The 24,922-nt window shown below is 41.5% G+C and carries 18 protein-coding genes; 8 read left to right on the top strand and 10 right to left on the bottom strand.

Features of this window, described 5'->3' with window-relative positions; all coding sequences use genetic code 11:
* The first annotated feature begins 87 nt into the window (after positions 1-87).
* Together F9K23_14735 and F9K23_14730 are read left to right on the top strand one after the other, a co-directional pair.
* Entirely contained in the window at positions 88-3,237 is a 3,150-nt protein-coding gene (locus F9K23_14735) for a T9SS type B sorting domain-containing protein (GenBank protein KAB2914220.1), read from the top strand.
* A 74-nt stretch (positions 3,238-3,311) separates the two neighbouring features.
* A complete protein-coding gene (locus tag F9K23_14730) occupies positions 3,312-4,100 on the top strand; it encodes a zinc-dependent peptidase (GenBank protein ID KAB2914219.1) in 789 nt (262 codons plus the stop codon).
* A gap of 9 nt (positions 4,101-4,109) precedes the next feature.
* On the opposite strand, the gene F9K23_14725 is transcribed toward F9K23_14730, so the two are convergent.
* The 6 genes from F9K23_14725 to F9K23_14700 form a co-directional block, all read right to left on the bottom strand.
* Positions 4,110-5,021: an EamA family transporter gene (locus F9K23_14725; protein ID KAB2914218.1), complete on the bottom strand. Its 912-nt coding sequence runs from the start codon at positions 5,019-5,021 to the stop codon at positions 4,110-4,112.
* Positions 5,022-5,077: 56 nt separating this feature from the next.
* Positions 5,078-5,875 (bottom strand): hypothetical protein, encoded by a 798-nt coding sequence (locus F9K23_14720; protein ID KAB2914217.1) that lies wholly within the window; start codon positions 5,873-5,875, stop codon positions 5,078-5,080.
* A gap of 64 nt (positions 5,876-5,939) precedes the next feature.
* The gene (locus tag F9K23_14715) at positions 5,940-6,872 is read right to left on the bottom strand and encodes a UDP-3-O-(3-hydroxymyristoyl)glucosamine N-acyltransferase (protein ID KAB2914216.1); all 933 of its coding nucleotides are present in this window, start codon (positions 6,870-6,872) and stop codon (positions 5,940-5,942) included.
* A gap of 158 nt (positions 6,873-7,030) precedes the next feature.
* Complete coding sequence (locus F9K23_14710) at positions 7,031-13,354, bottom strand: DUF5011 domain-containing protein (protein ID KAB2914215.1); 6,324 nt, start codon at positions 13,352-13,354, stop codon at positions 7,031-7,033.
* A gap of 123 nt (positions 13,355-13,477) precedes the next feature.
* Positions 13,478-14,212 carry a response regulator transcription factor gene (locus F9K23_14705; protein KAB2914214.1) on the bottom strand — a complete coding sequence of 245 codons (735 nt, stop codon included), beginning with the start codon at positions 14,210-14,212 and terminating at the stop codon, positions 13,478-13,480.
* On the bottom strand, positions 14,209-16,038 hold the full coding sequence (locus F9K23_14700) for a tetratricopeptide repeat protein (protein ID KAB2914213.1): 1,830 nt from the start codon (positions 16,036-16,038) through the stop codon (positions 14,209-14,211). Before F9K23_14700 ends, F9K23_14705 begins: the two co-directional genes overlap by 4 nt.
* A 127-nt stretch (positions 16,039-16,165) precedes the next feature.
* On the opposite strand from F9K23_14700, the gene F9K23_14695 reads away from it, so the two are divergent.
* Both F9K23_14695 and F9K23_14690 read left to right on the top strand, forming a co-directional pair.
* A complete protein-coding gene (locus tag F9K23_14695) occupies positions 16,166-17,017 on the top strand; it encodes a pirin family protein (protein KAB2914212.1) in 852 nt (283 codons plus the stop codon).
* A gap of 83 nt (positions 17,018-17,100) precedes the next feature.
* Positions 17,101-17,433: a hypothetical protein gene (locus F9K23_14690; protein ID KAB2914211.1), complete on the top strand. Its 333-nt coding sequence runs from the start codon at positions 17,101-17,103 to the stop codon at positions 17,431-17,433.
* A 62-nt stretch (positions 17,434-17,495) separates the two neighbouring features.
* On the opposite strand, the gene F9K23_14685 is transcribed toward F9K23_14690, so the two are convergent.
* Positions 17,496-17,885, bottom strand: coding sequence for a cupin domain-containing protein (locus F9K23_14685; GenBank protein KAB2914267.1), 390 nt, complete (start codon positions 17,883-17,885; stop codon positions 17,496-17,498).
* Between the two features lie 126 nt (positions 17,886-18,011).
* Here F9K23_14685 and F9K23_14680 point away from each other — a divergent pair, with 126 nt between their 5' ends.
* Entirely contained in the window at positions 18,012-18,440 is a 429-nt protein-coding gene (locus tag F9K23_14680; GenBank protein ID KAB2914210.1) for a hypothetical protein, read from the top strand.
* A gap of 389 nt (positions 18,441-18,829) precedes the next feature.
* On the opposite strand, the gene F9K23_14675 is transcribed toward F9K23_14680, so the two are convergent.
* The 3 genes from F9K23_14675 to F9K23_14665 form a co-directional block, all read right to left on the bottom strand.
* Positions 18,830-20,761 carry a T9SS type A sorting domain-containing protein gene (locus F9K23_14675; GenBank protein ID KAB2914209.1) on the bottom strand — a complete coding sequence of 644 codons (1,932 nt, stop codon included), beginning with the start codon at positions 20,759-20,761 and terminating at the stop codon, positions 18,830-18,832.
* 99 nt (positions 20,762-20,860) lie between these two features.
* Positions 20,861-21,556, bottom strand: a complete 696-nt coding sequence (locus tag F9K23_14670) for a response regulator transcription factor (protein ID KAB2914208.1) — start codon at positions 21,554-21,556, stop codon at positions 20,861-20,863.
* A 12-nt stretch (positions 21,557-21,568) separates the two neighbouring features.
* On the bottom strand, positions 21,569-22,714 hold the full coding sequence (locus F9K23_14665; protein KAB2914207.1) for a HAMP domain-containing histidine kinase: 1,146 nt from the start codon (positions 22,712-22,714) through the stop codon (positions 21,569-21,571).
* A 125-nt stretch (positions 22,715-22,839) separates the two neighbouring features.
* Here F9K23_14665 and F9K23_14660 point away from each other — a divergent pair, with 125 nt between their 5' ends.
* The 3 genes from F9K23_14660 (at position 22,840) to F9K23_14650 (ending at position 24,905) form a co-directional block, all read left to right on the top strand.
* Positions 22,840-23,088, top strand: coding sequence for a cytochrome b5 (locus F9K23_14660; GenBank protein KAB2914206.1), 249 nt, complete (start codon positions 22,840-22,842; stop codon positions 23,086-23,088).
* A gap of 96 nt (positions 23,089-23,184) precedes the next feature.
* Positions 23,185-23,709, top strand: coding sequence for a 3-hydroxyanthranilate 3,4-dioxygenase (locus tag F9K23_14655; GenBank protein ID KAB2914205.1), 525 nt, complete (start codon positions 23,185-23,187; stop codon positions 23,707-23,709).
* Positions 23,710-23,711: 2 nt separating this feature from the next.
* The gene (locus F9K23_14650) at positions 23,712-24,905 is read left to right on the top strand and encodes a WG repeat-containing protein (GenBank protein KAB2914204.1); all 1,194 of its coding nucleotides are present in this window, start codon (positions 23,712-23,714) and stop codon (positions 24,903-24,905) included.
* Positions 24,906-24,922: the final 17 nt, after the last annotated feature.

The raw sequence follows: 24,922 nt of genomic DNA, 5'->3' as shown, positions 1-24,922 counted from the left end.
ATTAATAGTGTTATTAAAACATTATTATTTGTTTGGTTGACAACGTTTTTACATGTAATCCGCATCTTTGCAAAAGGTAGTTGCGTTATGATCAATTTAGCTAAAAGGAGAATTCACATATCGTTGTTTAACGCAATACTGTTTCTTGGTATTTTCTTTTCTTTCATTCCGTCTTTAAAGGCAAGCCACTTAATGGGCAGTGATATTACTTATCAATGCTTAGGAAATAATAGATATAAAATTACTCTTACTGTTTACAGAGATTGTGGCGGGACTACTCTAGGTGTTACGTTTAACCTTCCTGTGAAATGTAAGAATTCAACGTGGACCACAACAGTGATGGTGAGAAAGGAAAGCGTTACTGATATTACTGGGATAGGCCGAAATTGCCCTTCATCATTTAGTAGCAAGTGTAAGGGCGGGAACTATCCTTACGGTATTGAACAGCACATTTATACCGGGATAGTAGATGTTTCCAGTTCAAAATCTGTGTGCAATGAATTAATAGTGAGTTGGACGCAGAATGCAAGAAACAAATCAATTACCACGGGTGCAGCCGATGAAACATTTTATACAGAAGCAAGCATTTTTACGGATATAAGTTGTAATAGTTCACCCATATTTACTACACCTGCAGCAGCATTGGTGTGTGTAAATACAGATTTTGTATTTAATAACGGCGCGCTTGATACAGTAGATAACGATATACTTACCTACAGCTTAGTTTCTCCATTACAAGCTGCCGGTTCGCCATTAGGGTATATCAGTCCGTATTCAGCACAAAAACCATTACGTTTTTTAGGTTTTCCCGATGCAACATTGCCTTCGCCAAGTGGCTTTCATCTTGATTCGTCAACAGGTAATCTTAATTTTAGACCCACGCTGCTAAATCAAGTAACGGTATTAGTGCTTCAGGTTACCGAATGGCGTAAAGTAAATGGAGTGTTGAGGGTAGTGGGCATTACTCGGCGAGATATGCAGATGAGTATAATTAACTGTAACAACAATACTCCGCCGAAAATTACAGCGACACAAGACACAACTTGTCCGGGACAGCAAGTATGTATAAATATTACCACTTTTGACAGTACTGCAACCGATTCTGTATTCTTAGACTGGAACAGTGGTATACCCAATGCTATATTTACTAAGTTTCCGGGTTCAAATCCCAAGCAACAGGCTGGTCAGTTGTGCTGGACGCCTAAATCTGCCGACGGGCGTGTCGACCCGCATTATTTTACAGTTACCGCCAACGATAATTCTTGTCCAATGCCGGGTCAGGCAGTAAAAGCTTTAAGTATTTATGTTGTGCCTACAGCGCCTATAATAGTTGTGAATGACACCAACCAGTGTGCGAAGGGGCATATATATAACTTTACAAATAACACACCCAATAGAAACAACTTTATACCCAATTGGCAAATATCAGATGCTACATCTTATAGTAGTATGGATATAGTGGGAAAGAAGTTTAACGATACCGGAAACTATGTAGTTAAACTAATGCTGCACGATACGGTGATGGGCTGTAAAGATACTGGCCAAATGACCGTACGGGTGAAACCCGAGCCAGACTTGGGTGTTTCGTTGGTTAATTTCAGCAGCACATTTTGTGTAGGGGCAACACCAACTCCCTATACCTTAGTGCCCGGGCCCCAAGGGGGTATGTTTTTTGGTAAAAATGTATCGGGTAACATCTACACCCCAAAAATATTGGGGCCTGATACTATTATGTACTATGTGTCGGTGGAAGGTTGTGAGGATGATACACTTATCTACACCACTGTAGCCCAAAGGCCAAAGGCAGTACTTAAAATAAATACGGCAGTGCAGTGTTTCAAGGCACAACAGTATGATTTTACTAACCAAACAACCAATCCCAACAAACACAATACTTATTGGTTGTTATCAGATTCAACAACCTACACTAGTGTAGACTTGTCAGGCAAAAAATTTGCCGATACAGGGTTGTTTACGGTTAAGCTGGTGGTACAAGACACGGCGTCGGGTTGTACGGATACAACACAAGGCACAGTGCGGGTAAAGCCTCAACCTGATTTAAGTTTGCCTACTGTGGGGCTTAAAAGCCAGTACTGTGTAACGTCAACACCACCCCCACATACGTTGGTGGCAGGGCCACAAGGCGGGGTGTTTTCGGGTAAAAATGTGTCGGGTAATATCTATACCCCAAAAATCCTCGGGTTAGACACCGTTAAGTATGCAGCATCGCTAAACGGTTGTGATGATGATACGTTACTTTTTGTCACAGTAAGCCCTAAACCGCAAGCTTCATTTACAATTAACAAAAAGGAACAATGCTTCAGTGTTCAGCAATTTGATTTTACAAATACGTCAAGCATAGTTGCAGGAACTTATACCAACCGTTGGCAGTTTACAGGCGGATGGCAAGCAAACACTGTTGATGCTAAACAAGTAAAGTTTCTTGTTTCAGGTAAAAGTGCAGCTACATTAATCATCACTTCGCAGGAAGGATGTGTTGATTCTACTTCTGATTCTGTAACGGTTTATGCAGACCCGATTGCTGATTTTACAGCCATGAACTCCTTCTATTGTGTTAAAGCAGGCGATGTGGTGTTAATTCCTACAGTGCCGGGCGGAGTGTTTAGCGGTACTAATGTAAAAGGAAATGTATTGGTGCCAACAAAAGCAGGTAATGATAGCGTGAGATATACGGTGACTGTTAATGGCTGTACCTCCCATTCGGTGCAATACTTTAAAGTGTACCCCCAACCTAGTTTTCCTGCTACAGTAAGTGATGTTAGTTGCTTCAAAGAGCCTATTACACTAAACGTTGCTATTCCTGATGCAAGCTACTTGTGGCACGACGGTAGCACATCACCCACCTATATGGTAACCGACACGGGAAAATACCACGTGATGATATATCATATTTGTGATACTATTGAAAAAACCATTTTAGCAAAAGATTGCTATTATGGGGTTACTCCGACTGCATTTACCCCAAACGGGGACGGAGTAAATGATTTTTTTATGCCGTATTTACACAACGCAGTGGGAATGGATTTGAAAATATACAGCCGTTGGGGTGAGCTGGTGTTTGAAACCACAGACTTGTCAAAAGGGTGGGACGGTAGCTTTAAAGGTGCTCCATTGCCTGATGGTGTTTATACTTGGCTGCTGTTGGTAGATTACATTGGCGAAAGACAAGCTCCCCGCCGCAGCATTGAAAACGGTACAATAACACTGTTACGATAACCTTATCGAAAACTTTTTAAAATAAAGTGTTAGAGTGCCCCTCTTTTTTATCTTTGGAGGAAAGCCCTGAATAGTTGGACATAGTAATAATTATCATAGTTATAGGCGTTATTTTTTTTGTGTATATACGCAGTGCCTACACCGAAACAATTGCAGAGGAAGCCGCCGAAGACCGTTTTAAAAGCGATGTTAAAGTCATAAAGGAAAACGAAGAGTTGTTGTTAAACAACGATCTTTTTTATCGCCAACTGCCGTATACATCGCAGCAACGGTTTATGCAGCGGCTGGCTTTATTCGTCCAATCAAAAAACTTTATCGGAAGGGAAATTGAGGTGGAGTATTATATGAAGATGATGATTGGTGCTGCGGCTATCAAATTTAGTTTTGGGGTAGAGGATTATCAGTTAAGCGGTTTTAAACAAATATTGGTGTACCCTGAGGAGTATTATTCTAAAATTACCCGCCAGTATCACAAAGGCGAAGCTAACGCTATCGGTGTTTTGGCTTTTAGCTGGAAACACTTTAAAGAAGGGATTGACAGCCCGAAGGATAACTTAAATCTTGGTGTGCATGAGTTTGCCCATGCCTACTTTTTGCAGCAAACACAAATGGACGGTGAAGCCCCGTTTGACAGTAATAAATTTAAAAAACTGCGGACCCACATACAAGACCATGCAGTGCTGGATACTATGAAACAGAAGGCGTTGTTTCGTGATTATGCGTTTAGGAACGAAATGGAGTTTTTTGCAATTATGGGGGAACATTTTTTTGAAACTCCCACGGATTTTAAATCGGAAACCCCGCGCTTGTACGATATGTTCGGTAACGTATTAAAGCAAGACCCTACAAAGTTGGGGATGTAGTCCTATGCCTTATTTTTTAAGCACAGCACGCAGTTTATTCTTTACCGTAGGATTTTCTAACACAGGGTGTAAAAACACGCTGAAAATGATGATAATCGCTCCTAAATAAAAATTGGGCGAAAGCTCCTTATTCTCCCCAAAAATGGCCCAAGCCAGCAGTATACCATATACAGGCTCAAGGTTAAGAGCAAGGTTTGCTGTAAATGCAGAGAGGTGTTTCATGGCCTTTAATGCCAATACCATAGTAAATGCGGTACACAGCCACGCCAATACAACCAGGTTAAACCAATCGGAAGCAGTAGGTATCAGTTGAGCATTAGGAAACAGCCATAGGTACAATGGTGAGCAAAGCGAAAGGAAAATAAAACCACCCGCCAGCTCAGTAAAGGTTATCGATTTTGGGTCGGCGTGGTCGATATACTTTTTGTTGAGGGTAGAGAATAAAGCCGCAAGAAAGGCTGCAATCAATCCCATAATAAAGCCGATAAGAAACCCTGCGTCAAGTCCGTTAAAGATGATGTAAATACCTGCTATTACCAATAAACCCAGTATTACCTCAGTGGGGCGTATCCGTTTTTTAAATATCAACGGCTCAATAAACGAAGTAAACAGCGAGGTAGTGGCTAATCCGCTGAGTGCTACTGATACGTTACTTGCCTTTATAGAGCCGTAAAAGGCCACCCAGTGCAGTGCTGTGAGGCATCCGATGCCTAAAAAGATGAAAACATTTTTGCGTTGAAGGGTCTTTAGCCCCGTAATAACCCCCGGTACAAACAGTAATCCTACACAGGTAATCAGTACACGGTACCACACCAATGGGACTTCTTGCAGGCTTATCCAGCGCCCCAAAATAGCCGTAAATCCCCACAAAAATATTGCGAGGTGCAGTTGCAGGTAAGCTGCGCGTTTTTCAGGGTTCAAAAGCGTTTATTTTAGGCAAATATAAGAGTGCTCACTCCCTAAAGGGAACACACGCTCTATTTATCTTTGGTGTTGATGGTGTAATTGCGGTGCAAAGCTATATCAACATTAGTATTGGTAGTAATTTTGGCAACAATTGAAACGGGTATTTCATAGTAGTAACCGGCTTTTACGGGTACATCAATTGTGGCTTCGGTGCCGGTATTATACAGCGAATTCTCAAGAAGAGCGTCGTCATAGCATTTGCCATCTTTCAGTTTGCCTATGTAAAACAGCGCATTTTTAACAGGGTGATTTAGAGAAACCTTGTAGCGGTAACTTACAGCCTCACGGTTATACCCCGTGTACTCAATGTTTATTTTCAAGTCGTCGGTTTCTTTACCCTTGTAATCATACTCTTTGTATCCTGTGCAGGGATTATCGTTGTTAAATTGAGCTATAAACTTTACCGCACCGCCGTGGTGATACTCTGTATAAGAGCCTTGCATCTTATCGTTCACATAAGTAATCACCCGATACGGCTTACCGTTTTGGAAATACCATGTAAGTTTACCGTTTTTCTTCCCGTCTTTAAACTCGGTTTCAACGCATTTATTCCCGTCCTTATAAAAATTGACTGATGCACCGTTGCGCTTTCCGTCTTTGTAACGGATAATGGTTTTTATTTTCTTGTCCTCGTAATAGTATTTCTTTTCGCCGGTGTATTTTTTCTTTTCCAAGCGTTGTTCAACCTCGGGGTTAGGCTTTGATGCATCCAACAGTTCTTTAATGTCATCGGCAGCATCAGTACCAAAAAAACAGGCGTTAAAAAACAGGGGGAACGCCAAAAGAAATAAGGGGCGGAAAAATTTCATACTGCAATATACATTCCGGCAGATTAACGGGGTATTGCTTTAATGCCTGCCGATAAAACGAGGTTTATAATTTGTGAAGTTTATCCAACAACTCGGGTAATTGACCCATGGCGGCCATTTCGCGCAGCATACGGCGATTTTCTTTAGCAGGGGAGCCATAGTACACTTTGCCTCCTTCAAGGCTTTTACTAACGCCTGAAGAGGCTAAAACCACCGCTCCTTTACCAATCACTACTTCTTTGTTCACACCTACTTTGCCCCATAGCACCACATTGTCTTCAACCTTGCTAACGCCGGCAATGGCTACTTGTGCAGCAAATATGCAGCGTGAGCCTACATGAGTGTCGTGGCCAATGTGAACCTGACTGTCAATTTTGGTTTCGCTGCCTATAATGGTATCTCCGCTTACACCTCGGTCAATAGTTGTACCTGAGCCTATTTCAACACCGTCGTGCAAAATGGTGCGGCCGCAGCTGTGCATTTTCTTAAAGCTGCTGTAATAAAAAGCATCACCGCCAATAGTGGCATTGCCGTGTATAATTACATTATTGCCAATAATGGTATCGTGGTAAATCACCACATTGGGGTATATGATACAATTATCGCCAATGGTAACATTATCGCTAATGGCTACTCCGGGGTGTATAATGGTGTTTTTACCAATAGTTACATTATTACCCGTGTGATAGGCTTTTGTTTGAGGAACAGGAGTAGGGCTAAAGTGCTTACACAAAAACGTATAATCACGGAAGGGGTCGTCGCTGATTAATAGAGCTTTGCCTTCGGGACATTCAACGTCTTTGTTTATCAGTACAATAGTAGCCGCACTGGTAAGTGCCTTTTTGTAATATTTTTCTACGTTTACAAATGTAATGTCGCCTGCCTCTACCATGTGTATCTCATTAATTCCGGTAACGGCAAAATCATCAGGGCCTACAAAACGGGCATTTATCATTTGGGCAACCTCTTGTAAGGTGTGCTTGCGGGGCAGTTTCATTTATAAGCAGAAAATTATGGGGCAAACTTAGTGCAAAAGGCTTTAAAGTAGAAAAAAACCCTCCTAATAATGTTTATCAGATACCCATAAAACAGAGCGGCCCCTTTCGGGGCCACTAGGTTCTCATTATGCACTGGAAATGAAAAGGATATCTTTTTTTAACGCACTACTATTTTGGTAGTTTCAACACGGTTACCGTTGCTGATGTTTACAAAATAGATTCCTGCATTTATTCCTTCAAGGTTGATAAGTGCTTTTGTTGCACCGCTTTCGGGTTGTGTTTGGTAAACAGTAGCACCTAATAGGTTGGTAACAGTTATTGTTACACCTTGTCCAAAGGCTTGGGTAGCTTCTACTGTAAAGTTACCATTGCTTGGGTTAGGATACACACTTACTTGTCCGCCTTCAATCACAGGCACACTGTTGGTTCCGTTCACATAAATCACACGCTTAGCACTAAGTGATACATTACCGCTTAAATCCGTAGCACGGTATTGGATGTAGTACAAGCCTTCAACACTGCTGTTTACCCAGTTGCCAAGTGTTTCAACGGTTACTTGTGCGCTGTCGTAGAAGTTATCACTCAATGTATAACCTGAATCTGTGTACGACTGCCAGCGGGCAAGATGAACAATATCACTACCCACCAACGTAATTTGTGGAGCAATTCTGTCAACCACATTAATGGTGCGTACTACTGAGTCAGCAACATTACCTGCGGCGTCAACGGCTTTATACACCAAGGTATATGTGCCTAAAGCGTTAACGTTTACGCTACCTGTTACGGTATAAGGTACAAATGGGTCGTAGTTATCAGCTACAGAAGCACCTGCATCCACATAAGGAGTTTTACCGCTATGGTCTATAGTTGCATTGCCGTTAAGTGTAATTACAGGTTTTGTAGTATCACTAACAATGATGATACGTTTCAATTGTACAGTGTTACCGCTTGCATCAGCAACGGTGTAGGTTAGCTCATAAGTGCCAACCTTAGCAGTATCTACAGCGCCGGTTGTTACTACAACAGGTGTTAAATCTGTTCCGAAAGGATTGTCAATAGCATTGTAGCCGGGCTCAACGTATTGAGAGAATACAGAAAGTTTTACAGTATCATCTCCGTTTTTAGTAAACACAGGTTTAGTAACATCGGGAGTGATTTTCACTTTACGTTCTACCGTAGTAGTATTACCTCTTGAGTCAGTTGCAGTGTAGCTGATGGTGTACTCGCCAACTGTTAAGGTATCAGCACTACCTACAATCATAATGGTTGAGGTAATGTTACCGTCAACATTATCAAAAGCAGTAGCACCTGAATCGGTGTAACCGTAGCCAACCTCTACAGTTGCAGGGTTAGGACCTACAATGGTTACCACAGGAGCTTTATCGTCAGGTAGAATATTTACTTTAAAATCTTCGTACTCACCAACTACAACAGGACCGCAAGGTAGTGTAGTAAGGTTTGCCCTTGATACTGCTACACGCATACGAGTTGGGCCTAATAAGCCGCTTGCAGGAATGGTAATAGGTGCGGTTAGTATTTGCGCAGTTGAAGCACTGTCAAACAATACTTCTTCGTCTTGATCTTCAAAATCACCGTCTTGGTTCAAATCAATCCAAGCAGCAAAGTTTACACGCTCGTTGTTTGTGTTACGTTCAATATTAATGTTGTACACTCCGCCTTCAGCAACTTGTGCTACTTGGCCGTTTGAGCTGAAATCGCTGTATTTGTTCACCCCATAATCAGATGATTGGTCGATTTGCTCAAATCTCACACGGCGAATGGTTACGTCGGTATTCGTAGTAAGCACGTTAGGACGGCAGTATTCAACAACTTCGATGTAGTCTATTTTCTCAATAGAATCAGCACCAACGCTGTTAGAAGCTACAAGTTTAACAGTGTATTTACCGCCAAAGCTAAACGCTACGCGGGGGTTGCGGCTGGTTGCGGCATCAATAAACTGCACACCGTTTGATGGGGTTATTTCCCATTTCCAGTTGCTTGGGCCATGTCCGCTAAGGTCAGTTAGGCGGGTTACTTCGGCAGTATTTACTTTAGTAAGGCTGGCTGTAAAGTCAACCGGTGTAGGAGCTGTTGTTGGAGAAACAACCACAATTTGTTTGAAGAACGAATCAACACCTAAACAGTTTGTTGATGACAACAAAACATTGTATGTGCCGGGCAATACAAAGGTTTTGGTTGGATTTGGTTTGCTGTAGTTGTTGTTGTTATCCGATTCGTAGTTAGGGTAATCAAAATCCCAGAAGAAGGTTAATCCGTTTCCGGTTGAAGTGTTTACAAAATCGTACGGAGAATCTTCAAACAACGTATCAGGAATATTGAAACCTGCTACAGTTGGGCTAGTGCTCACAGGTACGCTTTCCCACTCAGCCTCAAAACCTGCGTACTGCGTAGCTGCATCGGTTTTCCAAAGCAACCACATATGTCCTGATTTTGCAGTGAAACCTGTTGTTCCGCCGGGGTTAGTCATACCTCCGGTTATCGTAGCAATAATGTTAGCAGCATCGCTGGTATCACCGTCGTAAATAATCAGCTTGTCATCAGCATCAGTATTGGTCCATTGGTTAAAACGCAGGGTTACAGATGAAGCACATGGGTTGATGAAGAATGCACAGTTTTGGTTGGCAGCATAGTTAGCCGCTGAACCACCGTCGTCATAAATTTTACCACGCTCAAAAGTTGAGGTTTTCTCTGCACACATATTTACAATCGGATACACCTCAATGTAAGCGGTACGGCAGCGTTGCGCACTGCTACCTATAGCGTTATCAGAAATCAAGCATATTTCATATTTACCGGCTTCGGTAAACAAAATAGATGGGTCTTGCTCCGTTGAGTCTGAGAAAATAACATTCGTGCCGTTATTAGGTGTTACGCTCCAATGCCAAGCAGTAGGTCCGTTTAGCGAAAGGTCAGTAAGTTTTATGCTCTCATTAACGTATATCTGATTCCTGTCAGATGAGAAGTTAGCAGTAGGAGCAAGTGTAGGGTCGGCAATGGTATAGCTCACCTGTGCACTGTCAAAACCGCTACAGTTTTCAGCAACCATCATAATATCATAATTGCCTGCTGTTGGGAAACTGTAAATAAAGTTAATACCTTGGTTTACGTACACACCGTTTACATACCATTTGTAGATGGCTATTTGGTTTGCATTACCATTAAACAAGAAGTACGACCTGTCACCTGTAACAGCGCTGTTAGGGCCGATAAAGGTAGCTGTAGGAGCGCTTAGTGATGGAGTGTATTCATCAGCACCAATGGTAGGTAATGATGCACAACGCACATCGCCATCATAATCATTAGTAATGTTCAATCCGTTTTTGCCATACGCAAAGCGTGAAAGGAATAACAAGTGAGGGTTTTTGCTGCTAACAAAGTTGGGAGCAAAGTTGTAGCTATGTGCATCCTTTCCTGTAGCTGTTTGGAACGAAGCAAAATCAGGGTAATAAGTTGAGGTTAAATAACCAAGGTTTTCGCCTGTGGTATAATACAAGTTATAGTCAAGTTCTGTAATAGCGGCTAAGCCGTTGGGAGTATACCAAGCGGCCACACCGTCTAACTTGTTGTAGAATATGTTATTTAATATTCTAACCTTGTTGTAAGCGTTAAGCGTTACAACAGGCATGTAAAAACCACGACCACCTGTGGTAGTTGAAGTAGAGGTGTAGTCAACATCTAACAAACAAGTGTTGTGAGCAAACAATTGGTAAGAACCTGAAGTTTCATTACTGATACCATATACGCTTGAGGTTCCTGCATACGACATAGTTATCATGTTGTTGATTACCTGTCCTTCTTTTCCTGCATTACCATTACAGTCGCGCAAGCGGATACCATATCCCCTGTTAGATTCAACAAAGTTTTGCGATACAAAGTATGCGCTGTCAACAATGTTCATGCTTATACCGTAGTATTCAACGTTAATGGTTTGGTCAGCACGCACTATTCTGTTTTTGTAAATCTCAGGATAGTTCTGGCCTGCTACAAAAACACCTGTATAGTTTGCATCAATTGTGTTGCTGTATATTTTAGTTCCGGTTGATCGGGTTGTAGTGTTTACATTTAGCCAAACTCCGTTTGAGTTGCCCACCATCTCGTTGTTATAAATTAACACATTAGAGGTGATAGCGGTTGAGCCTGCATAAACGTGTGAACGTGTACCGTTTGCATCAGTAGTTATATTAGTTGGTCCAACAAACTTGTTGTCGCGTATTACAATGTTTTCAACGGTTCCATCAATATTGATAACAGACGAATATGTGCCTGTTCCGCTACGTTCAAGCGTTAAATCCCTAAATGTAATATGGTCAGTGCCAACTAATGAAATCGTGTAGTTATCAGTAGTTACAGTGCTTGCAGCAGAGCTAATGGTTACTGCTGTTTTATTGTTGCTTTCACTTTTAAAAGTGATTGTGTTTGTTGCAGAGGCTCCTGAAATTTCATTGAACACCAGCTTTTCAGTGTAGGTGCCGTTGCGGATATCAAAAACAACTGGACCACAAATACCATAGGTATTTAGCTCATTTACTGCATCGTTTATTGTTGCAAAGTTAGGTGTAGTGCCACCAATGGTATAAGTGCCTGCTTGCAAAGCCATTGAGAAAATACGGCTTGAAGAGTCATTAATTTTTAGGGCGTCATTAACATTGTTGGGGCTGCTGGTCCAAGCCTTTATGGTGTATTTTACTCCGGCAGTAGATGAGAAATTACCCAAGGTTACTTGTTGCGTTACACTCCCTGAGCCTAAAACAGTATCTAGCAGCTGGTAAAATGTAACAGGAGTTTGCAAACTACCGTTAATGCTCCAGTTTACAGTAAAGGTGTCAACTTGGTTAATGCCAAAGTTTTTAGCAGTAACTTTAACCGTTTGTGTTGTAGCACAGCTGCCCGCAGCGGGTTGGTCTATACTAACAATACCAATGTCATTTTTAAGACCTAGTATAGGATATGCAGGGTTATCATCAGCTCCCCTGTATGTTGAAGCACCACGAGGGTTATTGTCAATATCATTGGTTACGCTTGATATAACTTGAGCTTTAAGATCGGAGTTTCCAAGTGATGTACCTGTTAAGTGCAAATCAGTATTAGAAGTAAAGAAAACAGGATAATCGTTGGCGTTATCATCTATACCTGAAGTAAATAATGCTTGGTGAGATGCAATGGAGTTGCTGGTAGCTGTGCCTAGTCGGCTGATAAGCCCCGAAGCAGAGTTATACACGTTATAGTCCATTGCAGCAATAATACCGTTGGCACTGGTAGCTGAAAAGGGAAGGTGTTGTCCGCCACTAATTCCGCCGGTACGCATATTTGCCAAAATGTTATTTCTAAAATCATATACGCCAGTGGTACTTGTATTGGTTTTGTTTATACAAGCCGAAAGCACGTTGCCGCTCGTTCCGCCCGTGGTTAATGTGCCACCTATACGTATAGAGTTGTAATATGCTTTTACATTGCTTGCACCGCTACCTACTAATGAAATTCCGTAGGTGGCTGTAGAGCCTGGGTTTCCATCAAATGCAATAATGTTGTTAGTTATGTTTGCTACCATTCCGGCAGTTGCAGATATGTACACACCGTGTATATCACAGTCGTTACTACCCGTTAGCGTTATGTCATAAAACTTGTTACGGGTAACGATAATAGTATCAGAGTACGAAGTGATGTAGATGCCCGAAGAAATAGAAGTAGAAGTCGTGGGAGTGGTCATGTGGAACGAGTTAGAATCCACTACAAACATTTGGTTTGCGGTGCTGGTTCCATATATGCCGGCATAGGTTTGGTTCAAAAACTCATTACCATATAAAGTGTTTCTACGGTTAGGGTTTGCAGCAGTTCCACCTAATTGAACGATATAGCGACCTCCTGTAACTTTACAAAATTCTACCCTGTTATCTGAGTTACCTGAAGAGTTTGATGCTGAGGTGAAAAAATAAATACTTCGTCCTGTGCTTGAGGTAGAAGCCTGTGAAATGTTCAAATACCTCAATATGTTATTTGTAGCACCGTCAACAAATGATACAGCCGAATATGCTCCTGTATTGGTTTGCGCCAGCGTTAAGGCTTTTGTTGTGCCTGTGCCACCGGGACGCCCATCAACAATCACATAATCACCATCCTTAAGTTCCATTAACGATGTTGCTCCTGATGTTGTTATTGTAGCACTGGTAACGTTACTTGCCGGACGCAACGTAATTGTGTTGCTTGCGCTTGCGCCTGATTTAGCAGGAAACGTAATAGGAAAAGTTTCGTTGGCGCCTGTATAGGCGGTGGTAATTTCAATTACGTATGCTTGTGTAATTGTAGAAGGAATTGCGGCAATCGCTGCCGACACGGAGTTGTGGGAACTTATAAGGCTTCCCGAACCGCTTTTCAACTCAATGGAGTTGGTCTGTGCCTCTGTCCTTGTGTGTGAAAGGATCAGCAGAATTAAAATTGCTAAAAACTGTAATGAACGTTTCATATCCTAAGCCTTGTTTAATCAACATAGATAGCTTACAACACACAAAATGTTGCAGCAAAAACTACTAAAGCGTTGCGTATTAACGCGAAAGTGTTTTTTTTGTGCTTGAAATTGTAAAAGAGGTTATCGATTTAACCAATCTTTAAACTCCGCAGCCCTATCAATGCTCACCACCATCTCTTCTTTTGATAACGGGCGGGTAATTAATTTCACCCTGCCGCGCGTGTGGTTAAACATTTTCTCAATAGCATTAAACGATACAATAAACTGGCGGTTTATGCGGAAGAAGTTCTCAGGGTCAACACGCATTTCCATAGCGTCAAGGCTGCCGTCAAACAAATACTTTTTGCCATCCAGCGTGGCAATAATCAAGTGGCGGTTTTGCACAAAAAAATAGGCAATATCATCGGCAAGCAGTGATATGATTTCTTTTCCCGATTGTACCAAGAACCGTTTTTGGTAGGGTGTGTGAATACGGCTTAAGTTTTCGTACGACTTGGGTTGCTGCACCAAGCTGTCGTATTTATTTAATGAGGCTTGCAATTCATCCAGTAGCACTGGCTTAAGCAAATAGGCAATGCTGTTTAGCTCAAACGCTTTAATGGCATATTCTTCGTACGACGTGGTGAAGATAACAGGTGTGGTTACCTGCATATTCTCAAAAATGCTAAAGCCTAAATCGTCGCCCAGTTGTACATCCAGAAAAATAATGTCGGGCTCATTGCTTTGCAGCCATTGGTAAGCCGATTTCACTGTGCCCAGACGTGCTTGTACCTGAACTTCTTGCGTACATTGCGAAAGCAAATACTCTAGGTGGGTAGCGGCGTGTTGTTCGTCTTCAATTATAGCGCAGTTCATGCAGCAAACTCAGGTTTTAAAAGCGGTATTCGGGCTACATAATAACCGTTTTCAACACCAAATACAGGGGGTTGGGTTTCCAGCAAGCGGTAGCGGTCGGTAATGTTTTGTAAGCCTATACCCGTTGATGGTTCTTTCAGGGGTTTCACCTGCAAGTTATTACTTATTACAATATTTCCAGCTTCATATTTTATCTCAATAGATAAACTGTTTTCTTCTGAGATAATATTGTGTTTAATCGCATTCTCTATCAATAATTGCAGCGTAAAAGGCGGAACACAGTTACGCATCATAGTTTGGGGCACATTAATCTCTACAGATAAGTTTGTTCCAAACCGCATTTTTTGCATGTACAAATAATGGCCGGCTATTTCCAGTTCTTCTGCCAGCGAAACCACTTTGTTATCGCCTGATTTTAGTATGCTGCGGTATAGTTTAGAAAACCGTCCCACAAAATCTATGGCTGTTCGTTGGTCTTTGATGATTAGTGTTGAAAGTGTGCTTAAAGAGTTGAACAGGAAGTGAGGGTTTATTTTGCTTTTCAATACCTCATACTTCACACTGATGTTTTCGGTCATCAACTCTTTGTTATAGCGGGCAAGGGCTTGGTTTTTCTCTTCAATTTCCTGTTGATGCACCTCAATTTGCTTGTTTTTTTCAAGCAACAAGCGGTTGGTTTTTTGCTTCAATCTGATGTTTCGGTACAAAACCCCAATGGTAACTCCGGCCAAAAGAAATGCAACAATCAGCAGGTTTCTAAACAGTTTGTTTTGCTTAGCACTTTGCTCGGCCATTAGCATATCAAGGTTTAACTCCTTAATTTTTTGGTCTTTTAGTTCGCTTTCATAGCCTGCTTTCAATTCCTCAATACGGTTTGCCTTTTCAATATTGAAAAGCGTATCGTTAAGGGCGTGGTATTTTTTGTAGTATGCCAATGCTTGCTGGGCATCACCCGTAGCCTCATACAGTTTTGAAAAGAATGAAAAAATGTTCATCATCATGGGTTTCATATCCCCCTTTGATGCTATGCTGTATGCCTTTTTCAAGTTTGTTTCAGCCTGCCCGTACAACTTTGTTTCAGTATATATTTTGCCCATTGCGTAATAGCAATTGGCTTGATGGTACAAATCGTTGCGAGCTTCATTTATTGCCAGTGCTTCGTGGTAATAATTCAAAGCCATCGGGTAGTTCTTAGTGTCGTAGTAAACCTCGCCCAAATTCATCAACGATACCGATTCGTTGTACAAGTCTTTGTTTTTTCGTGAGTTCCCCAGTGCCTGCAAATAGTAGTAAATACAACTATCGTAAGCATTCTTTTTCATGAAAATATTGCCAAGGTTCACATACGTACTGCTTACCTCTTTTTCCAGATTAAGCTCAAGTTTAAGAGCGAGTGATTTTTTGTAATACGTTAATGCCTCGTCGTATTTGCCCGTGTGAAAATTTACAGAACCAATGTTGTTGTAACTGAACGATACACCGCGCTTGTTACCGGTTTTTTCAAACAATTTTGATGCCTCAAGATGGTACAAAAGAGCTTTGTCGTATTGGCCTTTGTTTAAGTAAACAACACCTGTAATGTTTGCAGCGCTCGCCAGCTTCTCAAGGTCGTTGGCCTTTTTGGCATTTTCATAGGCCATCAAAACATAGGTTAATGCGCTATCGGGGCTAATGTTCATGTACGCCTTGCCCAACGATAAATAAGTATTGGTAAGCGAAGAATCAGGCATTGGGGTACCCAATACCTTTTTCAGGCTGTCAATATTTGCTTTTACCCCAGTGGTAAGGGTTAAAACAATAAGCCATAAAACTAACTTCCTGCCCATGCCTATATTTACAAGATACAAAATTACCCCTTAATCCGCGTATGCTCAAAAACCTTTGATTAATTGTATAACAAACCCCGTTTTTGTTTGTTATTTGTTGCAACAAACATAATCTTCAAGTTTTGTCATGAGAGTTATAAAAGCTATTCATACTGCCATTAGTGCCCCAATAGATGATTTGGTTACCTACCGTGCTATGCCTACGCATTCGGTAAACCACATCGACCCGTTTTTGTTTCTTAACCACCACGGGCCTCAGGTATATTCACCCAATAATCACGGTTTGCCCTTTGGGCCTCACCCGCACAGAGGGTTTGAAACGCTGACTTTTATTATTACGGGCGATATTACCCATTGGGATTCAGGCGGGCACAAAAGTGTAATTACTGAAGGCGGGATACAATGGATGACGGCCGGCAGCGGCGTGATACACTCAGAAGTTTCATCAGACGAGTTTATGAAAAACGGTGGCGAGGTTGAAGTTTTGCAGTTATGGCTTAATCTTCCGTCGTCGTTAAAAATGACTACTCCAAATTATGTGGGGTTGCAAAAGGACGAGATACCACACATTGTAGAAGACGAGGGGAAAGTAACCGTGAACTTGATTTCGGGCGAGCGGAACGGTATTCAAGGTCCTGTAAACTCAATAACCGGTTTAACAATGGCAAGTGTTGAAATGAAGGCCGGCGGAAAGTTTACCGCAGATGTGAAAGAGAGTAATAATATATTTTTCTACGTGATGCGCGGTAGGCTTGATGTTAATGGACAAACGGTTACTACCCATAATTTAATAGAGTTTACAAACAAGGGTACAGGTATAGAGGTAATGGCTACTGACGATTGTATGCTGTTGTTTGGGTATGGCGAGCCGTTTAATGAACCTATTGTTGCTTATGGCCCGTTTGTAATGAATACCGAACAAGAAATACGGCAGGCATACGCTGATTTTCAGGCGGGTAAGATGGGTACTTGGCGGTAATAACTACTGGTTTGGTAAAAGAAAGTATATATTGTTTCTATAGTTAGCCAAAAGTGAATACTTTTGATAAAAACCAGTTAAGGATGAAAAAGATTACTGTACTTAGCCTTTTGGCAATTTTATCGGCTTGTAGTGCTAAAATGTTGGCTCCTACCCAAGCCGATGCGGATAGGGGAGCAGCAAAGTTTCCGGGTGTAACCCTTGCTCAGTTGACCGATGGGAAAAAATTGTACGAAGAAAATTGCGGCAATTGCCATGAGTTAATTGACCCAAGAAAAGAAAGCGAAAAAGAATGGCGCACTATGGTGCCTTTAATGTCTGATAAGGTGAATAAAAAAGCAGGCAGCGAAGTGCTGGATGCAAAAGAACAAGATCTTATTTTACAATATGTGCTGGTAATGCACGAATCTAAATAAATTAAAAAACCCCTAACGGGGTTTTTTAATTTAATACACAACCTTCTCTGTTGCCAAAATATTTAATCTCCTGTTGGTACTATTGAAGCAGTTTCAACCATTAAAACTACTGTTTTGGGGCCAATAGCACGCGGACGATGCATTACCCCTTTGGTTATAGTAGTGCCTTGCAAGGGGAGCAGCTCTATGGTTTTGTCTTCAAGGTCAATGGCCAGCATACCCTCCAGCACAAAAAAGAATTCATCATCGTTATCATGTTTGTGCCAATGGAAATCGCCCTCTTCAAATACACCCACACGTACAACACTATCGTTTACCTTGGTAAGCGTTTGGTTAAACCAATGGTGATTTACTTCGTTTTTTATAAACTCAGGTAAATCTATCCGCTCTTGGTGGTCAAATTTTACATCAAGGTGTATGTTGTATTTGTTGCTGTCCATTGCATTGTCCATTTCACAAATATAAGAGTTAAGCCATTGTGTAGTTGTTGTGCTGCTGATGGTATAATAGGCGGGGTATGGCCGCAACTCCGATACAGTCGTAAGCATCTCATAGCAAAACAATTAAAACTATAGCATATGAGAATCAGTAAAAACATTTTTATCGCAGCAACACTGTTAGTGTTGGCCGCTTGCAGCAAAGACGACGGCGGTACCACTACCCCTGCCAACAATGCAGGTAATAACACCCCTAAACCCAGTTGGGCGGATAGCTTGGCCCGCACTTGGGAAGTGGTGAAAGCAACCCATAACGGTGCTCCCGATAATAGTACCGAAGGGCTGGAACTTACCATGAAAAAGAATGGAACTTATTTGTTGGTTACAACCGGATATAACGGTACATGGAAGTTTTCTGACAGTACTTATAAAACAGTAATGATTGATGAAAATGCACCGGAGTTTAAAACTGTTTGGACGATAAAGAAATTAACATCAAAACGCCTTGAAATTGATTTTAAAAGCCCCTTTACCGGTGGTGCGGTTCATTGGGATTTAGACGCAAAATAGCGAGTTAGTACAAATTGTAATGCCCCCTTACGAATACGCACATTGTATTTCGTATGCAAATGTAGAGCCGCGCAGGGATGCGCGGTTCTTTAATTTTACAAGCTGTATAAATTAATGTGTTTATTATCTGTGTGTTCAGAAGAAGTTTTTGCGGGGGTACAACATTTCAGCATGTTTTAGTCTCTACATAATAACCTTAATATTCAAGAATAGTGCTGTAAAAGTAAAATATTAGCACTGCTGTATTGGGAATATCCGGTAAACGATATTTCTATGCGAAAAAGCCCCGTGTTGAGAAACATGGGGCTTTTTTTTGAAAATTATCTATAAAAATAAATGCCGTAAACAATTTATTGTTTACGGCATTTATTGTATGATTACTGCGATAATTATTTTTCGATAATTAATTTTTGATGCTGTACAAAGTTTTTGGTTACCACTTGCACATAATACACTCCTGCGCTAAGCAAATCAGTATGTAATAGTGTTGTATTTTCTCCCAGCGAGGTTGTTTTTACCTTGCATAGTTTACCATTAGCATCCCAAACATTAACAGCAGTAATGTTTTCCGCTTCAATGGTGGTGTTGCTGTTTGCAGGGTTAGGGTACATTGCCACGTTATTTTGTTGTGGGGTTTCAATGCCCACAGCATTGCTGGTTACTGCCACATTATCAATGTTAATTGAGCCTCCAAGACCTGAAGTATATTTAAAGCTGATAATTGCATTGTTGCTAGTTGCATAAGCTGTTAGCGGAAGTAACATTGTACTCCAATTGTTAGCCGATGGATTTATAAAGCAAGCCTCAAGTGTTTGCGGGTTCAATATGGGAGCGGCAAAAGTGGTTAGTTCTTTACCTCCTGCTTTAAATATGCGGGTAAATGTATTGCCGCAATCGGTTGAAATAAGGAGTTCCAACGTATCAGACAGCGTAATACTATCGTTGTTGGCTTTGAATTTATGGTAGTTGAAGGCTAAATCGAAGGCAAGATGCGGATTTTGCATCGATGATAAATCCAATACAGGAGTTTGTACTTCTTCGCTTCTAAAACTGTTGTCAAACAAAAAAACAGAGTTAAAAGCTCCCATTGAAGCAGTGCCGGTTTTACTTACATCGTCGTACTTTTCCCAAGAAGAAAATACATCGCCCGATTGCTTAAGTACCCAACCTGTGGGCGGGAAATCCGGACCTTCAAATCCCTCGGTAAGGGGCAACGCTCTGCCGCTATTTTGGCGCACCAACTGTTTTGATTTCCTGTTTTCGTTGTTGGGGCTTATTGGGTCGGTATTTTCAGACCCGTTAATCAATGATGCTTTAACAGTAAAGGTATGCACCTCAGCACTACCTGCAAATTGGTTGGTAATGGGTAAGATAACGTGTTGAAATGGGGCAAGGCTTAATCCGTTGGTTGAAACCCTTGTCGCCGTTGAGCCGGTTGAAGAAAAATCAAGAGCAATGCTGTTAATGGTAGTTTTGCCGGTATTGCGTACTAATACGCTACCGTTTACAAAACCGTTGCAAACCCTTTCGGGGATGTATAAGCGGGTTACTTCAATGCCAAAGGCGTTGGTAGTGGTTGAGTCGAAAAACTTGCTGAAATTGCCCAATTGAGCCGAAATGGGAATGGTGTGGTCTAAGCCGGCAATACGCTTAAAATGCAGGGGGCAATCGTTTAATACCAGTTGCTCCACTATTGAGTCGATGGGGGCGGTATAAAACACATCGTTCTCACCGTGGCTAATGTACACAGGTATTTTGTTTGCATTAGCAAGGGCGTAGGGGTAGGCAGGTTGCTTGCTTGAACCTTCTTTTACTCCTTGAATGGCCGGAGTGTTTAGCAACAAGCCTTTAAAAACATCGGGGTTGCTAAGTCCATAGCGCAAGGCTGCACGGCCGCCCAACGAAAACCCTTGAAGGGTGATGTCGGTAGTATCAACTGAGTAGTTTGCGCGGATGAAGTTGATGCTTTCTTTTATTATTTCTTCGTTGCCACTGCCGTCGGGGGCAAAATAATCATTTGTAGTAGTGCTGGATTCAGGACATACAAAAATGGTGGTAGGAAGCAGGGTTTTCCAGTTAAGTGTGTTTACCAGCGCATTTCGGTAGTTGGCAGCATTATCTCCCAATCCATGCAGGCAAACCATTACCTTGTATTTATTGGCAGGATTGTAGTTGGTAGGCACATATACAGACAATTGTCGGGTTCCGTTAAAGGCAATATTGGTGTCAAAGCTGCCTGTAGTTTGCCCAAAAACACTTGGAGTACAAAAAATGCAATACAGAAAAGCGAGCACCTTTCCGAGCTGAGTAAAAGTTTTCATAGATTGTTGTAGTAAATATTTAAGGAAGTAGACTGGCTAAATGCCCTGTAGAGTTGCCCCGTTGGGAAAATATGACAATCCCGAACGGAAGCAATTGGCTTAATCAGTGAATTTGTAGCCTACCCCGCGCAATGAGTGGAAATGCTTAGGGTTCTTTTGGTCGGTTTCAAAATACTTACGGAAGGCAAGTACAAAGTTATCAATGGTGCGGGTGCTGGGGTAAACGCTGTAACCCCAAACAGTTTGAAAAATCTTTTCTCTACTCACCACTTCATCTTTGTTTTCTATCAACAGTTTTAGCAAAAGAGCCTCTTTCTTGGTAAGTTTAAACTCACCTTGTTGGCCTTTAGCATCGTAACTGATAAAGTTTACATAGTTATCGCTAAAGCTGTACTCGGTAATACCGGGTTTGGCATCGCCCGCCTGCACTTTGTTGCGGCTTATCAGCTTATCAACGCGCAGTATCAGCTCTTCAAGGTTAAAAGGTTTTACAATGTAATCATCCCCGCCTTTTTTAAGGCCCAAAACGCGGTCTTCAACCGTGTTTTTAGCCGAAAGGAATAGGATAGGGGTTTGGTTGTCCTTTAAACGTATGTTCTCGCACACAGTAATGCCATCAATATTAGGTATCATAATATCTAATATCACCATGTCATATTTCTCTTCACCAAATGCCCTTATTGCGCTAGAACCGTCGCCAACGGCATTTACCGAAAACCCCTCCAGTTCAAGGTTTAGTTTCAGGTTGTGTGCCAACGAGGTTTCGTCTTCAACAAGTAAAATTTTATTTTTCATACGTTAATGGTTTTATTTTTTGGCACCGTTGAGTTTAAACACTATTCTAAACAAACTTCCTTGGGGTTTGTTATCGTGCACCTCAATGGTTGCTTTGTGGTTATTTACCGTTTGTTTCACAATGTATAAGCCCAATCCTGTGCCCTTAGTACTGCGGGTAGATTCATTGCCCAACCTGTAAAACTTATTAAAAATGTTTCCTTTTTCTTCTTGTGGTATACCCGGGCCTTCATCTGCCACGGTTAGTATCACTTTTTCACCCTCTTTTTTTAACCCGATTGAAATTGCCGAATGCTTTGGTGAGTATTTCAGCGCATTTTCAATCAGGTTATTCAAAGCCATCGTAATCGAAAAAACATCGGCATATATTTCAATACCTTCCTCTATATCCAGTCGAAAACTATAGTTTTCGCTGTACTTGCTTTCATAGTTCTCACTAATGCCGCCTACCAATGCACTCAAATCTGCTTCTTCAAAATTGTATTGGTAGCTGTTTCCTTCAATCCTTGTGGCCAGCAGCATATTCTCGGCCAAGTCATTCAATCGGTCCACATCATCAATACAGTTCGCAATCATTGGTTCTAATTGCTCCCTTGTTAAATTTCGGCGTTGTATGGTTTGCAAAAACAACTTTACCGATGCCATAGGGGTTTTCAACTCGTGTGTTACTGCCAGTAAAAAATTACTTTTTTGCTGGTTAAGCTTTATAATAGAGTTCAATCGGTTGTAAATCCAACTAAAACCCACCATCAGCAGTAGTAAAAACACTACCCCCTCAATAATATACATACTTACCTTTCGGTACTTCTCTTTTTCAAGCTTCTCAATAATATCGGGTGCCGGTTTCAGCGTCACCATCGTGTCTTTGTACTGTATCTCTGTATAAGGGTGCTTTGCCGCTACCATCTCACGCATCCTTACCGTATCAAAGTAAATAGCGTGTCTGCCTAAACTCATTTTGGTAAACACCGTATCATCATCCGGTCTGAATTTTGAGTTTTGCAGTACCGTGTTGGTGGCTTGGTGTACCTGAAACCCCAAAACATCATTGTCGTACACATGCACCTCGTAGCTTAAGTTGATGAGCGAATACGTCCACCAAGAAAAAGCAGTCATCGTAAACACCAAAATCACATAAAATGATATCCGTAGTCTCAAATTTGTTTTATAGCGGGGTTAAACTAGGTTCGTTATATTACAAAGGTTTGTAAAAAGATTAAACTTTGCAGGTTGGCCTTGCAAGAAATTACAGAAAAATGAAATATTGCGCATAATTATTACAATTGGAAGACAATAACCTGACATACTTCACGAAAAATCAACTTGCGTTGAGAAACGGACAAGACCGACCCGAGATTTGGGTGGCCTATAAAGGGGTGATTTATGATGTGACGGAAAGCAGGCTTTGGCGAAACGGAAAGCACTATGAACACTGGGCCGGACAGGATTTGACCCACGAATTACCCGATGCCCCGCATACCGAAACCGTTTTTGAGCGAATGAAGGCCGTTGGGCGTTTAATTTCTGTATAGGGTACGGTTTGCACGTGTAGTGACGAATATCATAGATGTCTTTTTTGATTTTAGCCCTGAAAAATTGAACTTTGCCTTCAATAAATATTTACAATTATGGCCGTAGCAGCCCCTTTTAATTTTAAAAAATGGATTGATGAAAACCGTCACTTGTTGAAACCTCCTGTGGGCAACATACAAGTGTGGAAAGACACTGAGTTTATTGTAATGGTAGTTGGTGGGCCTAACAGCCGCAAGGATTATCATTATAACGAAGGTGAAGAGTTCTTTTATCAATTGGAAGGGGATGTGGTAGTGAAGATTATAGACGAGGGTAAGCCACGCGATATTCATATTAAAGAAGGTGATATATTTTTATTGCCTCCGCGTACTCCGCACAGCCCGCAACGCGGCCCTAATACAGTTGGTTTGGTAATTGAGCGCGAAAGAGCTACTAAAGAACTGGACGGTTTTATGTGGTATTGTGAAAACTGCGGAGAGAAATTATATGAGGAGTTTGAATACGTGACTGATATTGTGAAGCAGTTGCCACCTATTTTCGACAGGTTTTACAACACCCCCGAGCATTGTACTTGCAAAAGCTGCGGTACTGTGATGGAACGGCCGGTGAAACGTACTTAATTATGCAGCTATTAAAAAATGTATTCGTTGTACTGTTTGCCTGTGCGACGTTTGTTACTGCAATTGCACAAAAAAACAAAGAACTTGTTCCCTTTAAAAAGAGCACCCTGTGGGGTTATACTGATACAGGGAAAAACTTTGTAATAGAGCCTCAATACCAAGAAGCACACTTATTTAGCGAAGGCTTAGCCGCTGTGAAGCTAAACGGTAAGTGGGGGTATATAAACTCTGCAGGCGCTACAGTAATCCCTTTTGAGTACGATGCCGTAGATGATTTTTTTGAGAAAACAGCCTGTGTATTAAAAGACAGGTTGTGCGGTTATATCAATCCCAAGGGTAAACCAATAGCTCCGTTTGCATACGACGAAGCAGGACGCATGAAAAACGGCTTGGCGTATGTGCGTATCAGGCATTATTACGGCTTTGTAAATGCTAAAGGCAAAGAAGTGGTGCCGCTTAGGTATGGTATGGTGGAGGAGTTTAACGGTGCAGTAGCTTGTGTTGAAAAACAAGCCCGTTGGAGAGTGTTAGACAAGAATGGCAAAGTATTAGGCGATACGATGTACGAAAGCTATGTTAGTTTTAGCGAAGGATATGCCGCCGTTAAGAAAAATGGTAAATACGGGTATATAAACAGCAAGGGCAAACAAGTGGTATATGCTGAATACGACTTTGCAGGTCCCTTTTCGCAAGGGTTGGCTTGTGTGGGTATTGATACCTTTGGGCAGCGCTTGTACGGTTTTATAAATGCCGCCGGAAAGCGCGTTATCGATTTGCAGTTTGGCAATGCAAAACCCTTTTCAGAGGACTTAGCACCGATAATGTTAAGCGGTCAATGGGGTTTTATCAATACAAAAGGCGAAGTGGTGATTCCTTGCAAATACCGTGAAGTATGGTCGTTTAGTGAGGGATTGGCTCGGGTGAACAACGGAATTGGTTTTGGGTTTATTAATCAAAAAGCCGATACCATAGTAGATTTCAAATACACCTATGCCATTGACTATAAAAACGGGGTAGCCTCATTCCGTAATGCTGATAATAAGTGGGGAGCGGTAGATAAAAACGGAAAAGAGGTAATAACACCCCAATACGAAAACGTGCTTGACTTTAGCACGGGCAAGTATGCAAAAGCCTTTAGAAGAAGCATATTTTTAGGATATGTGGATACCAAAGGCAACCAATTTTATACAGAATAACAAACGAAAAACGAGAA

The organism is Bacteroidota bacterium (assembly GCA_008933805.1).
Classification (GTDB): Bacteria; Bacteroidota; Bacteroidia; order UBA8524; family UBA8524; genus SB11.
The sequence above is the reverse complement of the archived record's forward strand: the minus strand, read 5'-3'. Positions and strand labels throughout refer to the sequence as shown.

What these genes read in the sequence shown, in the direction of transcription:
- F9K23_14690 (KAB2914211.1), top strand. Translation starts at nt 17,101, where the DNA reads ATGAAAAAGATTACTGTACTTAGCCTTTTGGCAATTTTATCGGCTTGT.
- F9K23_14655 (KAB2914205.1), top strand. Translation starts at nt 23,185, where the DNA reads ATGGCCGTAGCAGCCCCTTTTAATTTTAAAAAATGGATTGATGAAAAC.
- F9K23_14720 (KAB2914217.1), bottom strand. Translation starts at nt 5,875, where the DNA reads ATGAAATTTTTCCGCCCCTTATTTCTTTTGGCGTTCCCCCTGTTTTTT.
- F9K23_14695 (KAB2914212.1), top strand. Translation starts at nt 16,166, where the DNA reads ATGAGAGTTATAAAAGCTATTCATACTGCCATTAGTGCCCCAATAGAT.
- F9K23_14650 (KAB2914204.1), top strand. Translation starts at nt 23,712, where the DNA reads ATGCAGCTATTAAAAAATGTATTCGTTGTACTGTTTGCCTGTGCGACG.
- F9K23_14670 (KAB2914208.1), bottom strand. Translation starts at nt 21,556, where the DNA reads ATGAAAAATAAAATTTTACTTGTTGAAGACGAAACCTCGTTGGCACAC.
- F9K23_14685 (KAB2914267.1), bottom strand. Translation starts at nt 17,885, where the DNA reads ATGGACAATGCAATGGACAGCAACAAATACAACATACACCTTGATGTA.
- F9K23_14735 (KAB2914220.1), top strand. Translation starts at nt 88, where the DNA reads ATGATCAATTTAGCTAAAAGGAGAATTCACATATCGTTGTTTAACGCA.
- F9K23_14700 (KAB2914213.1), bottom strand. Translation starts at nt 16,038, where the DNA reads ATGGGCAGGAAGTTAGTTTTATGGCTTATTGTTTTAACCCTTACCACT.
- F9K23_14710 (KAB2914215.1), bottom strand. Translation starts at nt 13,354, where the DNA reads ATGAAACGTTCATTACAGTTTTTAGCAATTTTAATTCTGCTGATCCTT.
- F9K23_14680 (KAB2914210.1), top strand. Translation starts at nt 18,012, where the DNA reads ATGAGAATCAGTAAAAACATTTTTATCGCAGCAACACTGTTAGTGTTG.
- F9K23_14675 (KAB2914209.1), bottom strand. Translation starts at nt 20,761, where the DNA reads ATGAAAACTTTTACTCAGCTCGGAAAGGTGCTCGCTTTTCTGTATTGC.
- F9K23_14705 (KAB2914214.1), bottom strand. Translation starts at nt 14,212, where the DNA reads ATGAACTGCGCTATAATTGAAGACGAACAACACGCCGCTACCCACCTA.
- F9K23_14715 (KAB2914216.1), bottom strand. Translation starts at nt 6,872, where the DNA reads ATGAAACTGCCCCGCAAGCACACCTTACAAGAGGTTGCCCAAATGATA.